Origin of the sequence: Asticcacaulis sp. W401b (genome assembly GCF_046503825.1) — a bacterium.
GTDB lineage: Bacteria > Pseudomonadota > Alphaproteobacteria > Caulobacterales > Caulobacteraceae > Asticcacaulis.
The window spans coordinates 18,987-32,344 of record NZ_JBKFEE010000020.1 but is presented as its reverse complement, the minus strand read 5'-3'; the positions used below and the strand labels follow the sequence as shown (position 1 = coordinate 32,344).

Annotated in this window: 10 protein-coding genes; 8 read left to right on the top strand and 2 right to left on the bottom strand. The window is 58.1% G+C overall.

The features are described from left to right. The first annotated feature begins 43 nt into the window (after positions 1 to 43). From ACK8OE_RS19280 to ACK8OE_RS19245, 8 genes are all read left to right on the top strand, one after another. On the top strand, positions 44 to 2,614 hold the full coding sequence (locus tag ACK8OE_RS19280) for a hypothetical protein (protein WP_410273950.1): 2,571 nt from the start codon (positions 44 to 46) through the stop codon (positions 2,612 to 2,614). 118 nt (positions 2,615 to 2,732) lie between these two features. Beyond that, positions 2,733 to 3,596, top strand: a complete 864-nt coding sequence (locus ACK8OE_RS19275; protein WP_410273949.1) for an SMP-30/gluconolactonase/LRE family protein — start codon at positions 2,733 to 2,735, stop codon at positions 3,594 to 3,596. A 3-nt stretch (positions 3,597 to 3,599) separates the two neighbouring features. Beyond that, entirely contained in the window at positions 3,600 to 4,508 is a 909-nt protein-coding gene (locus ACK8OE_RS19270) for a 2-dehydro-3-deoxygalactonokinase (RefSeq protein WP_410273948.1), read from the top strand. After that, positions 4,505 to 5,155 (top strand): 2-dehydro-3-deoxy-6-phosphogalactonate aldolase, encoded by a 651-nt coding sequence (locus ACK8OE_RS19265; protein WP_410273947.1) that lies wholly within the window; start codon positions 4,505 to 4,507, stop codon positions 5,153 to 5,155. The genes ACK8OE_RS19270 and ACK8OE_RS19265 overlap by 4 nt, the downstream gene beginning before the upstream one ends. Before the next feature lie 158 nt (positions 5,156 to 5,313). Continuing rightward, on the top strand, positions 5,314 to 6,027 hold the full coding sequence (locus ACK8OE_RS19260) for a FadR/GntR family transcriptional regulator (RefSeq protein WP_410273946.1): 714 nt from the start codon (positions 5,314 to 5,316) through the stop codon (positions 6,025 to 6,027). Positions 6,028 to 6,139: 112 nt separating this feature from the next. Further along, positions 6,140 to 7,330 (top strand): galactonate dehydratase, encoded by a 1,191-nt coding sequence (dgoD, locus tag ACK8OE_RS19255; protein WP_410273945.1) that lies wholly within the window; start codon positions 6,140 to 6,142, stop codon positions 7,328 to 7,330. A 1-nt stretch (position 7,331) separates the two neighbouring features. Then, positions 7,332 to 8,063, top strand: a complete 732-nt coding sequence (locus ACK8OE_RS19250) for an SDR family NAD(P)-dependent oxidoreductase (RefSeq protein ID WP_410273944.1) — start codon at positions 7,332 to 7,334, stop codon at positions 8,061 to 8,063. 62 nt (positions 8,064 to 8,125) lie between these two features. Further along, positions 8,126 to 9,208, top strand: a complete 1,083-nt coding sequence (locus ACK8OE_RS19245) for a hypothetical protein (protein WP_410273943.1) — start codon at positions 8,126 to 8,128, stop codon at positions 9,206 to 9,208. Between the two features lie 49 nt (positions 9,209 to 9,257). Here ACK8OE_RS19245 and ACK8OE_RS19240 read toward each other — a convergent pair whose 3' ends face one another. Together ACK8OE_RS19240 and ACK8OE_RS19235 are read right to left on the bottom strand one after the other, a co-directional pair. Then, positions 9,258 to 10,766 carry a ComEC/Rec2 family competence protein gene (locus tag ACK8OE_RS19240; RefSeq protein WP_410273942.1) on the bottom strand — a complete coding sequence of 503 codons (1,509 nt, stop codon included), beginning with the start codon at positions 10,764 to 10,766 and terminating at the stop codon, positions 9,258 to 9,260. 107 nt (positions 10,767 to 10,873) lie between these two features. Then, the gene (locus ACK8OE_RS19235) at positions 10,874 to 13,357 is read right to left on the bottom strand and encodes a hypothetical protein (protein WP_410273941.1); all 2,484 of its coding nucleotides are present in this window, start codon (positions 13,355 to 13,357) and stop codon (positions 10,874 to 10,876) included. Position 13,358: the final 1 nt, after the last annotated feature.

Genomic DNA, 13,358 nt, shown 5'->3' with positions numbered 1-13,358 from the left:
GCACTTAACCGGTATCCCGGGCGAAAATAACAGGGACATCGCTATGATCACGCGCAAGCGGCTGCTCCAGCTGATGCTTGGGGGCTCGGTATTTGCTCTATCGGGGTGCGGAGGCGGTGGGGGCGGATCAGGGGGAACGACACCAACTCCAGCTAACCCGAGCACCGGCACGTCCCTAAGTTTTGTCGACTCGTCCGGCATCTGGAAGTGGCGAGCCTCTTCAGCCGAGGTCGCACTTTTCGGCGTGAATTATTGCCTTCCGAGTGCGGCCGCCTACCGCGCTATGAAGGCCTCCGGCGCCTCATTGACCCAAACCATCAAGCAGGACGTCGCGCATTTCAAGCGTCTCGGGCTCGACGCCATACGTCTGTGTTTTTGGGGGGACTGGGAAAATTCGACACTGACTGGCGAGCTGATTGTCAACGAGCATCTGACCCTGCTGGACTTCCTTGTCGCCGAGGCGACATCGGCGGGCATCTATATGTTACTCTCGCCCATCGCGACCTACGACGCCAACTGGCCTGACAATATGTCGGCGCCGAAGGCTGGCTTTCAGAGCGCCTTTGACCGGTCTGTCATGGGCACCGATCCGAACGCCCTGAAGGCAACGACGACCTATCTCGATCAGCTGCTTAAGCGTATCAACAGCATCACCGGCAAGACCTATGCGGCCGAGCCCAACATCATTGCCATCGAGCCGGTCAACGAACCTTGGCACCATTCAAACGATGTTGCCGGCTCGATCAAATACATCAATGCCCTCGCCGACGCCGTGCGTAAGGCCGGTTCGGATCGGCCGGTTTTCCATAATCTGACGCAGGATATGGGGATGGCGAACCCCATTCGGGAATCGACGGCCGAAGGTGCGACCTATGCCTGGTATCCCACCCGCCTCGCCCTTGGGACCGAAGTGGAAACCAACGGCCTGCTACTTGTCGACACCTATCCTCAATTCAAAGATCCGCGCGTCAGCACCAAGGCGAAGCTGGTTTATGAGTTCGACGCCGCCATGAGCTCGGTGAATTATATGTTCCCGGCCATGGCGCGCACCTTTCGTGAAGGCGGCGCGCAATGGGCGACCATGTTTACCTATGACGCCTGGCCAATCGCGGCCGGCAACCTGGAATATACTGACCACTTCCTGAATCTGGCCTACACGCCGCAAAAGGCCATCAGCCTGATGATCGCGGCACAGGCCTTCAGAACCCTGCCGAGGGGACAGTCTTACGGCCAGTATCCGGCCAGCATGTCGTTTGGGAACACCCGTGTCGATGATCGCTTGAACCTGGCCGAATGGCGTACCGACGACACTCTCATCTACACGAGCGACACGGTTACGACCGTGTCTTCACCCGCCAACCTGACAAAAGTCATCGGTTGCGGGTCGTCCGCCTACGCCGATTACGATGGCCTTGGTGCTTATTTCCTTGAGAAGCTGACTGACGGGGCCTGGCGCCTTGAGGTCTATCCGGACGCCCTCATGATCGACAATCCGTTCGACGAGAGCATGAGCAAACGCCCGGTTTCTCGAGTAGTCTGGCGTCAACGGAATCTCCGCTTGAGTGTGCCCAACCTCGGCCCAAATTTCGCATTCGAGAAGATCGACAGCGTCGGAACACCGGGTACAGCCTCTGGCGGCGCGTTTACCGTCACACCCGGCGTTTATCTGCTCCGGCGAGACGGGTCGATTGCCAAACCCGCGGCAAATGCCTCTTACTTCGCACCGCCCTCAGAAAATGGCGCTGTCTCCGTCGTGCACAGGGCCCCGCGGCCTATACGCCCTGGTGAAATCTGGACGCCTGAGGTTGCCGTTGTCGGGGCCACCGATCCCGAGCGCGTATGGATCGACATCGTCTGGGGCGGAACCGGTCAGATCGAACTGACCAAGGGCAAGGGCTTCACCTGGTCTGGTAGCTTCAACACGTCTGCCCTGCCCAATGGCACCGTCTACTACCGCGTCAATGTCCGCGTGGGAGGCGTTACAACCGCGTATCCCGCCGCTCCGTCGAGCTACTACACGGCCGTGGATAAGGCCGATGCCATTACCCTTTTTGAATCGAGTCGAGATTGGGAGAAGATACTGACGCCGACCGGCAATTGGGCCGATTGGGGCAAGGTCAGCGTCATCTGGAGCGGCAGTACGGCGTCCAGCATTTTTATCGATGGCACCAACGTGCTCTACGAAACGGGACAAGACGCTACCTGTCAGTTCAGCTGGCAGGGTCCGGTGGACCTGAAAGAAATGGCCGCTGGTGCGTTCACCAAGCTCAATATCGACGCGCGCTCCGCGAGCGGCTCACCCGGGAAGGCCACTGTCATCCTGCTTGAGCGAGACGGCCTGGCGTGGGGCAAAACGCTCGTCCTCGACACGACCATCAAAACCTACACGATCGCGTTGAATGATCTCGTACAAGCTCAGGCCGCGATGCTTCCTCGGGCCTATCCCAACGCGATCGCCCCGGCCTTTCTGCGGCCACCGGAGAACGCATCGAGCCGGACGCGCGTCGCCGTCGATAACCTGATTGGCGTTCAGGTCTCGATTGGCACGCGGTTCATGTCGGGCGGGGATGCCACAGCTATGGTCGAGTTTAAAAAGGTAACTCTCAGCGTGTAGCGGGTATCCGACAACATCTGCCACCCCACAGGCTAGATCGGGATTCGTAATATTATAAATAATATATTTACAACGCCTTGTTTATTGGCGAGAAGCGTCAGGACAAGGAGGCAGCTTCATGGAAACGATAATTGGCCGCACTGCGCCCGGCGCGAAGGTGGGCGAAGGACCAATCTGGTCGGCACGCGATGGCTGCCTCTATTGGGTCGATATTCTGGGTAATGCGCTGCATGCCTATTATCTTCAGTCCGGTTCAACACGTACGTGGTCGTTTCGCCAGCACGTTTGCTGGATTATCGAGCGGGAGAAGGGTGGGTTTATTTTGGGCCTTGCCGACGGCATCTACACGCTAAGGCTTGAACCTTTTGCCATGACGCATCTGGCAACGCTGTTTCCCGCGGAAAGCCAAAACCGCCTGAATGACGCGAAGGCCGATAATTTGGGTCGCATCTGGGCCGGGTCGACGCATATGCCGCAAACTGAAAAAAGCGGTGCTTTCTACCGCCTCAACACCGACCTTACGACGGTAGAGGTCGACGGGCCGTACCAAATTGCGAACGGACCGACCTTCTCTGCCGACCACAGGAAGGTCTATCATACAGATTCCGCCGAAAGTGATGTCTTTGTCTTCGATCTGATCGATGGGGAGCTTGCCAATAAGAGGCGGTTTGTCCACTTCCAGTGGGACTGGGGTGCACCTGACGGCATGACGACGGACGCACAGGGTGGGATCTGGATCGCGCATTGGGGCGGCGGCCGGATCAGCCGCTTCACGGAATCGGGCGAATTAGATTTCGACATCCCCATTCCCGCTCGTCAGGTGACAAGCCTTTGCTTTGCCGGAAACGATCTTGATCGCCTTTTTGTCACCACGGCAGCGCTTGATCAACCATCGGACCGGCTCGCGGGAACCCTCTTCGAAGTCACCGGTGATGCCCTTCGCGGCCATACCGGTCTGCCCACTCAAAATTTCAAAGGATAAGCCGTGCCTCGTTCACTCGTTGCCGCCGACTGGGGCACCACGAACTTCCGCCTGTTCCTTTTCGATGATTCCGGTCAGGTAATCGCACGCCAGACCGCCAATATAGGCTTGAAAAATCTCGGCGTGTTGACGTTCGAGCAGGCGCTGCATAGCGTTCTGAAGGACGACTTCTCTGGGCTGGAGCAACTGCCTTTCCTATTGGCGGGGATGGTAGGCTCGCGCCAAGGCTGGATCGAAGCGCCGTATGTCGCCTGCCCCGCAGGCCTCGACACGATTGCCGATGGCATCGTCTCGGCGCCTTCAGAGCGTCTGAACGTATCGATCGTCCCCGGTCTCTTCGCCGAGACCCCGGGGACGGGGCTCTTGAACGTGATGCGGGGCGAGGAAACGCAGATCCTCGGCATAATGCAGTCGGATTCCGCGGACGGCTTTATGGTCTTGCCGGGCACACATTCGAAATGGGCGCTTATCCGGGACGGACGCATCCAATCCTTCTCGACGCATATGACCGGGGAGATGTTTCAGGTCCTGAGGGCGCACTCAATTCTGGGCCTCCTGATGGCGCATGACGCGGCGGATGAAACGGCCTTTCTGAAGGGGGTAGAACGCGGCATGTACAATCGGGCCTTTCTCTCGGTAATCTTTTCCGTGCGAACGGAAGCACTCTTCAACAATATCCCACCCCAGCAACTGTCGGCTTATCTTTCAGGCCTCCTCATCGGCGCGGAGGTGATCGCCGAACTGGAGCGCCACGGGCACTGCCCTGTCCGTCTCGTCGGCGATGGTGCGCTCGTCAATCTTTACGAAAAGGCCCTCAGCTATGCCGGCTTCAAGGACGTGACCCGGATCGACGGCTCCGCGGCTGCCGAAGCCGGTTTGTGGGCCCTACATCAGCAAAGGAGCTGCGCATGAACGCCCTCGATCAGTGGAAAAGCATTCTCGACACCCTGCCCTTAGTCGCAATCCTACGAGGTCTTACCCCCGCTGACGCGATCGCAACGGGTGACGCTTTGATCGAGGCCGGCTTTCAGGTCGTTGAGGTCCCGCTCAACTCGCCGCAACCTTTCGATTCCATCAAAGCGCTTGTTAGCCACCTTGGTTCGAGAGCCATAGTCGGTGCTGGAACGGTCCTGCGGGTTGAGGACGTAAGACGCCTCAAAGACGTAGGTGGTCAGATATGTATCTCGCCGAACGCCAACCCCGAAGTGATTCGCCAGGCCAAATCGGACGGTTTGATTTCGTTTCCAGCCTTCTTCACCCCGACAGAGGCGTTCACGGCCATTGACGCGGGGGCCGACGCCCTGAAGCTCTTTCCGGCGGAACTGGCGGGGCCAAGCGGCTTGAAGGCCGTAAAAGCTGTTCTGCCACGCACGGTGCCCGTCTTTCCGGTCGGGGGCGTCGAACCCGGCAATATGGGCATTTATCTGGATGCCGGCGCCGCAGGTTTCGGAATAGGTTCAAGCGTTTACAGGCCGGGTGACACCCCTGACATCGTCTTCGCCAAGGCGCGTAGTTTTGTCGAGGGATGGCATTCTCTGAAGGTGAGCTCCAAAGTCTGAGGCGTGAAGACCAAACGCTTTTGGTTTCGAGTGGAACCAAATATTGACCAACACAGGACAGCTCCAAAAGTAAAAACTCTCGCGCAATAACAATCATTTGAGTAAATTGGGGTATTGTAATATCCCTATGCGGATTAGCCGTTTTACCTCGGAATTTCATGCGCTCCCCAGTCGTCAGCACCAGCGTCACGCAGTCAATCGTTCAGGATTTGGGCGCAGGTATCGTCACGGGTCGATTCAGCGAGAGTGCCTTTCCGAGCGAGAGCTTGCTTTGCGAACACTATGGCGCTGCCCGGACGGTCGTTCGCGAAGCGGTGAAAATGCTGGTGGCCAAGGGGCTGATCTCCACCCGACCCCGCCAGGGTATTCGCATTGCTGCCGAAGACGATTGGAACCTGCTCGATCCGGACGTTTTGCGTTGGCTGCTCGAGCGCAAATTTTCGATGAAGTTGCTGGTCGAGTTCACTCAGATCAGACTTGACGTGGAACCGGGTGCCGCCGCCCTTGCGGCCATTCACGCCACCGCTGAAGATCGCCGCAATATTACGCGGGCTATCGAGCGGATGTACGCGGCTGAGAACGGCGATGATGACTCGCTTACGGCTGACATCGCTTTCCATGTGGCGGTTCTAAACGCCAGCGGAAACCGCTTCTACCGCCAACTGCGCGAAATGATTTCGACCGCGCTTCACGTCAGCATTCAGCGAACCAACAAGCTGAAGGGCGTGCACAAGGCCAGTGCCAAGGACCACGATAAGGTCGCCAAAGCGATTTTGTCCGGTGACCCGGAAGCTGCGCGCAAGGCAATGTTTGACCTGATCGACGGTGTGTTCGTACTCATGGGCGACGACGCAAAGTTCGCTGAAAAATAATATTTATAATACAAGACGCTTGACGCCAAACGGTTGCGCAACTATCGTTCCCCTATAACAAATAGGGTCGAAAACGCACGCGTCAAAGACCCCTTCCCGTAAGGGCTTTCCCATGCTTGACAACATCTCTGCGTCGCCGGTTCAGGCGACCTCGCTCAATGCCTCGATCAAGTCGATAGAGGTCTTTCCCGTGCCGCCGCGCTGGCTCTTCGTTCGGGTGGAGACCGAGAACGGATCGGTCGGTTGGGGCGAAGCTTCGCTCGAAGGGCACACTGAGGCGGTGCAGGGCGCGTTTGCATCGCTGCGTGACCGTTTTATCGGTACTGATCCGGAACGCATCGAAGACGTGTGGCAGACGGCGTATCGTCTGGGCTTTTATCGAGGGGGGCCGGTTCTCATGTCCGCGCTCTCAGGCCTCGATCAGGCGCTCTGGGATTTGAAGGGCAAGGCGCTCGGCGTGCCCGTACATCAATTACTGGGTGGCCGTGTGCGCGATCGCATTCCCGTCTATGCCTGGATCGGAGGCGACCGCCCGTCCGACGTGGTTGAGGCCGCGCGCGTGCGCAAAGCCCAAGGTTTCACCTGCCTGAAGATGAACGGCACCGAGGAAATGGGCTGGCTGGACTCGCCCAAGTCGCTGGATGCGACCGTGAAGCGTTTGGAAGCCGTCAAAGGTGAAGGTATGGATGCCGGCCTTGATTTCCATGGCCGCGTCCACAAGCCCATGGCCAAGCAACTTGCTAAGGTTTTGGAACCGTTACGCCCGCTCTTCATCGAAGAGCCGCTGCTGAGTGAACATCCTGAAGCGATCGCTCAGTTAAGCCAGCTTACAACCATCCCCATTGCGCTCGGTGAGCGACTTTACAGCCGCTGGGACATAAAGCCCTTCCTCGCCGCCGCCTCGATCGACATTCTCCAGCCTGACCTAAGTCATGCCGGCGGTATTTCTGAAGTTAGACGTATGGCGGCGATGGCCGAAGCCTATGACGTTGCCATTGCGCCGCACTGCCCGCTCGGGCCTATCGCCCTGGCAGCCTGTATGCAGGTGGCGCTCTCGACGCCCAACTTCGTCATTCAGGAGATGTCGCTGGGTATCCACTACAATACCGGCGGCCACGACCTCCTGTCCTACATGCTCAACCCGGCGATCTACGACGTTAAGGACGGCATGGTCGAAGCCTTCTTCGGCCCTGGCCTTGGCGTCGAGGTTGACGAAGACAAGGTGCGTCAGATGAGCCGCGACTGCCCACCGTGGCGCAACCCGGTCTGGCGCGGCCAGGATGGCTTTATTCGTGAGTGGTAAGATGAGATTCGAAAACAAGACGGTGATAATCACCGGTGCCGGCAGCGGCATCGGACAGGCAACGGCGATCCGTTTGTCAGCCGAAGGCGCGAACGTCGTCCTCATCGGACGCGATGTCACGGCGCTTGAGGAAACACAAGGACGCGTGGCCAATCCCGATAAGGTCCTCCTACGCCCCCATGATGTCGCGGACGAGACTGAGGCCGGCGCCACCTATCAGGCGGCAATTGATCGATTTGGCTATGTGGATGGCTTCGTCAACGTCGCTGGCACGATGATCTACCAGTCACTTGGCGATCTGACCGGGGATGATTGGGCGCGTATCATGAAGATCAATTTCTTCGCGGCGGCGTTCTTCACTCGTCATGCCTTTAATCACATGGCGAAAGGTGGCAGCCTCGTCTACGTCTCCAGTATTCATGCGCATCAGACCTCACCTCTGGTCGGCCCGTATGCGGCCGCCAAGGCGGCGCTGACTTCACTCGCCCGTACGGCGTCGATTGAGGGCCGGGCCAAGAACATCCGCGCGAATTCGGTTCTTCCGGGTGCTGTCGATACACCCATGCTGCGCGAGAGCCCCAATATCAAATCCGGGCTTGAAGTGCTCGACCCGCTCGATATCGGTCAACCTGAGGACATCGCCGCCGCCGTGGCGTTTGCCCTGAGCGACGAGGCGAAGTTCCTGACCGGTTCGGAAATCACGGTCGACGGTGGAAGGCTTGCAAAGCTTTAGAAACGCGGCCAAAGACGCAACCCAACGTTTATTCGATCTGTAGAATCGGGCATATTCGGACTATGTTCGAATTCGCCGTGCAAGTTCCGGAAGACTTCCCCCTCGACGACGTGAACGGTCTTGCCGAACGCCTTCAGTCGTCGGGGTTCGTTGTGCCTGGTTTTGTTCCCTCAGACTACGGTCCGCTAGACTTCGCATCAGTCAAATACCAGTCAGGTATAGACGGGCTCCAGTTCATGGTCCTGCCTGACCGCAACATCGCCTCACGGATGGCTCGGATTGCGAAGGCGGGGCTGACCGAGCCAATCGATACGCCAACCCGGACCGCCGTAGATATGATGGCCTACGCGCAAGCGATGGGCTTCGACATCGAACCTTCCATCGCTTTTCATGAACTCGGACACGTTCAGGGCAATGCGATCGCTAACGAAGAACTGTCATGGTTTCGAGCGGCGGACAGGGGCGAGTTTGCGCACGAATGGGTGGATATAGCGATGGGACGGCGCACCCAGCTGTCCAACGCCTACCCGGATGACATCGGTAATCTCGATCTGGCCTTCCCGCTCAAGCGCTGGCAGAAGAACTACGTCGCCATCCTGAAGATCGCAGAATTAGAACTCTCCGAACTCAGCCCGCTCGATAAATTCGTAGCGCTGATCGACTGGATGTATCGAGACTTTATGGTCGCTGGTCCCGCCGCAATCTTGTCCGCTTTCTATTTCTCCCCGTCCTCGCAACGCAAGAGAGTGCTTAAGCAGCTGCGATCGCCCGCCCGGGGCTCTGCGATCCAAGGTATCCAAAATGCGGCTTGGGACGTGACGCACCTTAGCGACTTCGTCAAGCGGGTCCCAGAGGGAGAAGAAACGGGAACCAGATATCTGTTCGTGTCTGCAGATAAGACACTGACGACCATAGCTCCGCTTCTGTTGCTCCCATTTGAGGCGGATGAACATCAGCCCTCGCTGGCGGAATCTCTTGCCAATTGGTGGCCCGCAAAGGCCGCCGAACAAATCGCCGGTATGCTCAACACGTACACCGGTAAAGCGAATGAAGAGACATGGCGTCGCCAGCGCACAGGGAAGACAATCCCAGAGTTTATCGAAGACGGCGAAAGAAAGATCCTGGCTTGGGCCGAGCGGAGGTAGCAAAGAAGGTGCGGGCAACAGCTATTCGTTCGCGTCAACCACGCTCAGCCTAGTCGATCAGCACGAGTTCGCCCGTCGCGGTCATCACGTACTCATAATAGAACCATTTGTCTGTATCGCTCGCGGCTTCGATTTTGAAGGCGGTGATCAGGCGCTTGCCGTCCGTTTTTAGATAGATGGCGCCGTAGACTTCCACATTGGTTTTGGCGAGCTTTCGCAAATCAGCCTTGATAGCGTCCAACGCGGCCGTGGTCGGAGCCTTGGCAAGCTTTTCGGTCGCTTTTGCGATGTCGTCGATGAGTGCTTTGTCTGCTTTTTCGCGCGTCGATCTTTGGAGCTCAGTCGACAACAAGACCGGCGACGCGCCGCGGCCCGCACGCCCCAGACGGCCGAGCAAATCGGGCCGTGGATGGACGTGGCCCTCCTCATCGCCGGACGATATTATGAAGCAGGCAGGATTGACGGCCTCCAGAAAGGCGTCCGTGACCTTCTCCGATCCGTGGTGGCAAACCTTCATGACTTCTGATCTGAAGCGCTCCGCCACCTTTCCCACCATCATCCGATACTCTGGGCTTCCAACTCTCGGGTAAGTGTCCAGTCCAGCATAGCGCATCAACAGATTGCGCTCTGCAGGCTCATTCAGGTCGCCGCCGAAGAACACACTGAAACGACCGAAGCTCAGGCGCAGCAAAATCGAATGGCCATTCTTGGTCTCGCCGAAATCCCCTATCTTTCGCAATCTCGCCTTTCCGGCACCATCCCGTTCGACCACGGGCCCCAGGACCTCGATCGTGTAGCCTCGGCCCGTTGATGGCGCATAGCCTGGTATGTAGCTCCGACCGTCCTCGATCTGACCATGCTCGCTCGAGAGCATGGCGATCTGCCCGACCTTTGGATTATCTATCGCGCCCTGAAGTACCTTCGGATAGGAGAACTTTGCATTCGCTGCGGGATTGGGCAGTATCGACTTCACATCCGCGTAGGTCTCTCCCAGCTCCGTAAAGTATGTGATCTTGCTTACGGGGTCAGGTAAGGATGGCCCGAGCTTCGGCCACTTGCCACTGATGGGACGTTCCACAAGTCCGTTCTGCCAGATCGACTTGAAGCCAATCTTTGGATTGGCGAATATAGCCCCAAAGCCCAGATAGTGGTCGTTGTCGGAGTGCGTAATGACCGCTGAGTCGAAATCGAATCCTCGGTAGGCCTTGAAACGGCCGTTGAGAAACCGCTCCATATTGTCGCCCTTGCCAGCATCGACTACGATCACACCCTCATCTGCGCCTGTTTCCGGGGTGATCAGCACCGCGCCGTCGCCCTGCCCCACATCGAGAAAAACGATCTCCAGCGGGCGAGTCTCCTGCGTGTCAGATTTGCGGATATAGACGGTTTTCGGGTTGATCTTCGGAGACCAGATGATCCGCAGCCAGCCGTCTGGCTCCTCCCCGTCGACGGAGAGCCAGTCTCCCCACAAGACCTGCCGGAACTCCGTTTCCCGGTCGGCTTCGTAGAGATAAAGCTTTCGACCCTTTTCGCCGAGTCCCGCAAAAACGTTGGCCATAATCTCCCCTCCCCGTTATGGAAGATTAATATAACACAACCATTGCGACATCTCGATTGCCATCGCGAAAGAATTAGGGCCACCGCCTGAAATGCGGTGGCCCTATTTTATACCAGTTCAATGCCAGAAATTGCGACCTGCAGTTCCACCGCATCCCCCGGCTGGGTGAAGGCTGACCCCAACCTGAGCTGCACCGCATTGATACGAGAAAGCTTCATGGCCGCGTTAGCCGGCGTCGACCGATTCCAGGGCTGGATGTATTTCGGAAACTCCTTCGGTACGACCTGAACGTCTCCGGGCTTGAAGTCTGAGAGAGGAATCGTCAGGCTCGTTTGTCCCGGCTCGGCTCGAACCGTGGCTGTAAAGCCATGACCGTCGAATTCGATAAGGGCGACGTTGAATCTTCCAGCCTTTGCCACGGGTTTGGCCAGTTTGATCGTCACGGCCTTGCGATCCTGCAGATTGACGGGGAGATCGGCCAGTGTTTCGTCGAATGTAAACTGACCCACATATTCCCAGGCCGCAGGAAGCCCTTTGCCATCGAGTTGGATGACGCTGGCCCCCTGTTCGGACACGACCTTGACGCCGGGATGCGCTGTCCAGTTCCGGTAGGGCACGAGCAGTGAGCCCTCGTCCCGCGCAGGATCGATCAACGGAATCGGCGCACCTTTGCGAGTGACGGATACGGTGGCCTTGGCCAGAATTGCGTCACCCGCCGCTGCCGACACGATAGCGCTGCCTTCAATGACCGTCTCTGCGGGGAGGATGACCTCGTAGTGGAACACGCGTCCGGTTGCCCTGACAGGTAGTTCCGAGCTTCCCACCGTCATCTTCAGTGGCGCGCTGCCGGTATAAAGAACCGCCAGCCTGACGGTTTGGCCTGCCTCGATCAGCCGTGGCACATCGATACGGCAGAGTGCTTTGGGCGCACCTGCGGGCGGGCAGTAATAGGGTTCCTCAGTCGAACGGTCAGGAATCGATATTGAGGCTGTGCGACGGAGGTAATATACGCCCGGTTCGACACGCATCTGTCCCGCAACAGCCTTCGATATCTTTCCGTCAACTGCTACGGCCTCAAACGTTTCGCCCAGATCCGGCAGTTTCACCGTCATCTGCCGCGCGCCCGCGAAGACAACGGCAACGTCACGCTTGTCTATCTCGATCGGATAGGGATTGGCGCCCGGAACCACGTCAGGATAGACCTCAAGGCGCCATAGACCGGGGGATGTCTTGTCGAGGAAGTATGCGCCAAGTCCCTCGTAGGTGACGACCATCGAGGAGCCAAGGCCCGCCACATGCGCGAGGGTATCAAGCGAGATCGGCGCCACTTTGGTCGAATTGGTATGATAGAAGCGGGTTTCATCGCGAAGCAGTGCCAGATCATCCTCGGGATAGAGCTCCACCCCCGCAAATGATTTCGTCGCTGGGTAGGCGATGACATTACCGCCGTGAGGCAGGCGCTTGAAGGCCGTGGCGGCAATGAGCGCGCCGATGGCCTTCGGCGCGGTGTAGACCAAATTAAGATAGTGGTCGTTCATCTCCGCATTGTTTGCGGCGATGTCGATGGCATCATACTGGAACTGCGTCGCCCATTGCGCGCCGCCTTGACGGAAAGATCGCGCCATCGCCGGGAAAACATAAGAGGCCGCCGTCATGGTCGAATCAAATTCGTAGACCATTTTGACCTTCGTTTTGAACTCCGGCTTTCGCATTTGCGGGTAATCATCGACGACAAGCAGGTGATTGCCGAATACCGGACGCCGCTCCTGCAGACCTTCCGGGTACCAGGCAAAGGTCGCACCGGCCAAAAGCGGCTCGTCGCGGATAAAGGGCGCCATCGCCATATCCTGGGTTACGTTCCAGAAGATCGGTCCTTTGAACCCTCCGGAGCGCACGGCCCTGGCCATGATGTTCAGGTAAAGCTTGGTGATATCCGGCTTGTCGGGATGGTGCCACGGCTCGTTGATCGGCTCGACGGCGACGATCTCGGGTTCCGTGCCGTAGGTGTTGCCCGTCAGCGGGTTGGTGCGCTTCAGGAAGGCGTTGAGATAGGTCACCTGCGCTTGAATCGGCTGACGCGCCTGTCCCAAATCTTCCTTTTTAAAAGCGTTGGAAAAGCCCCCTTTCTTCTCGCCCAGAGCGTCTGGCCACCAGGCGTCATAGGTGACGATCGGCGAAAGGAGCATATAGAAACCGCGTTTTTTGGCTTCCGCGACCAGATAGTCGAGAAGTTCGAGATGTTCATTGACGATCAACTCGCCCTTCGGCGTCGAGTTTTCCCAATCCCCCCAGAAGCAGAGGCGAATGGCATCCTGCCCCATGCGCTTGAGGTGATTCAGATCGCGACGGATGCAGGCCTTAAAGTCGCTGCCGACACGTTTCGCGGCACGGTAGGCCGAGGCGGAAGGCAGGCTGTAGTTGACGCCATAAAGCGCCACCTCAGACTTGTCCTTCTGCCAGCGCCACACACCTTCGGCATCGACGAAGGTCAGGGGGGCGGAGGTGTCCGCCGCATCTGCCCTTGCCAGTGACGCTGTCGAGGCAAGGCCAGCAGCGGAGAGGAGTTGAAGGCAGATGCGGCGTGTCGTCATC

Coding starts and splice junctions, on each gene's coding strand:
- ACK8OE_RS19280 (WP_410273950.1), top strand. CDS start 44: ATGATCACGCGCAAGCGGCTGCTCCAGCTGATGCTTGGGGGCTCGGTA.
- ACK8OE_RS19275 (WP_410273949.1), top strand. CDS start 2,733: ATGGAAACGATAATTGGCCGCACTGCGCCCGGCGCGAAGGTGGGCGAA.
- ACK8OE_RS19265 (WP_410273947.1), top strand. CDS start 4,505: ATGAACGCCCTCGATCAGTGGAAAAGCATTCTCGACACCCTGCCCTTA.
- ACK8OE_RS19260 (WP_410273946.1), top strand. CDS start 5,314: ATGCGCTCCCCAGTCGTCAGCACCAGCGTCACGCAGTCAATCGTTCAG.
- dgoD (WP_410273945.1), top strand. CDS start 6,140: ATGCTTGACAACATCTCTGCGTCGCCGGTTCAGGCGACCTCGCTCAAT.
- ACK8OE_RS19250 (WP_410273944.1), top strand. CDS start 7,332: ATGAGATTCGAAAACAAGACGGTGATAATCACCGGTGCCGGCAGCGGC.
- ACK8OE_RS19245 (WP_410273943.1), top strand. CDS start 8,126: ATGTTCGAATTCGCCGTGCAAGTTCCGGAAGACTTCCCCCTCGACGAC.
- ACK8OE_RS19240 (WP_410273942.1), bottom strand. CDS start 10,766: ATGGCCAACGTTTTTGCGGGACTCGGCGAAAAGGGTCGAAAGCTTTAT.
- ACK8OE_RS19235 (WP_410273941.1), bottom strand. CDS start 13,357: ATGACGACACGCCGCATCTGCCTTCAACTCCTCTCCGCTGCTGGCCTT.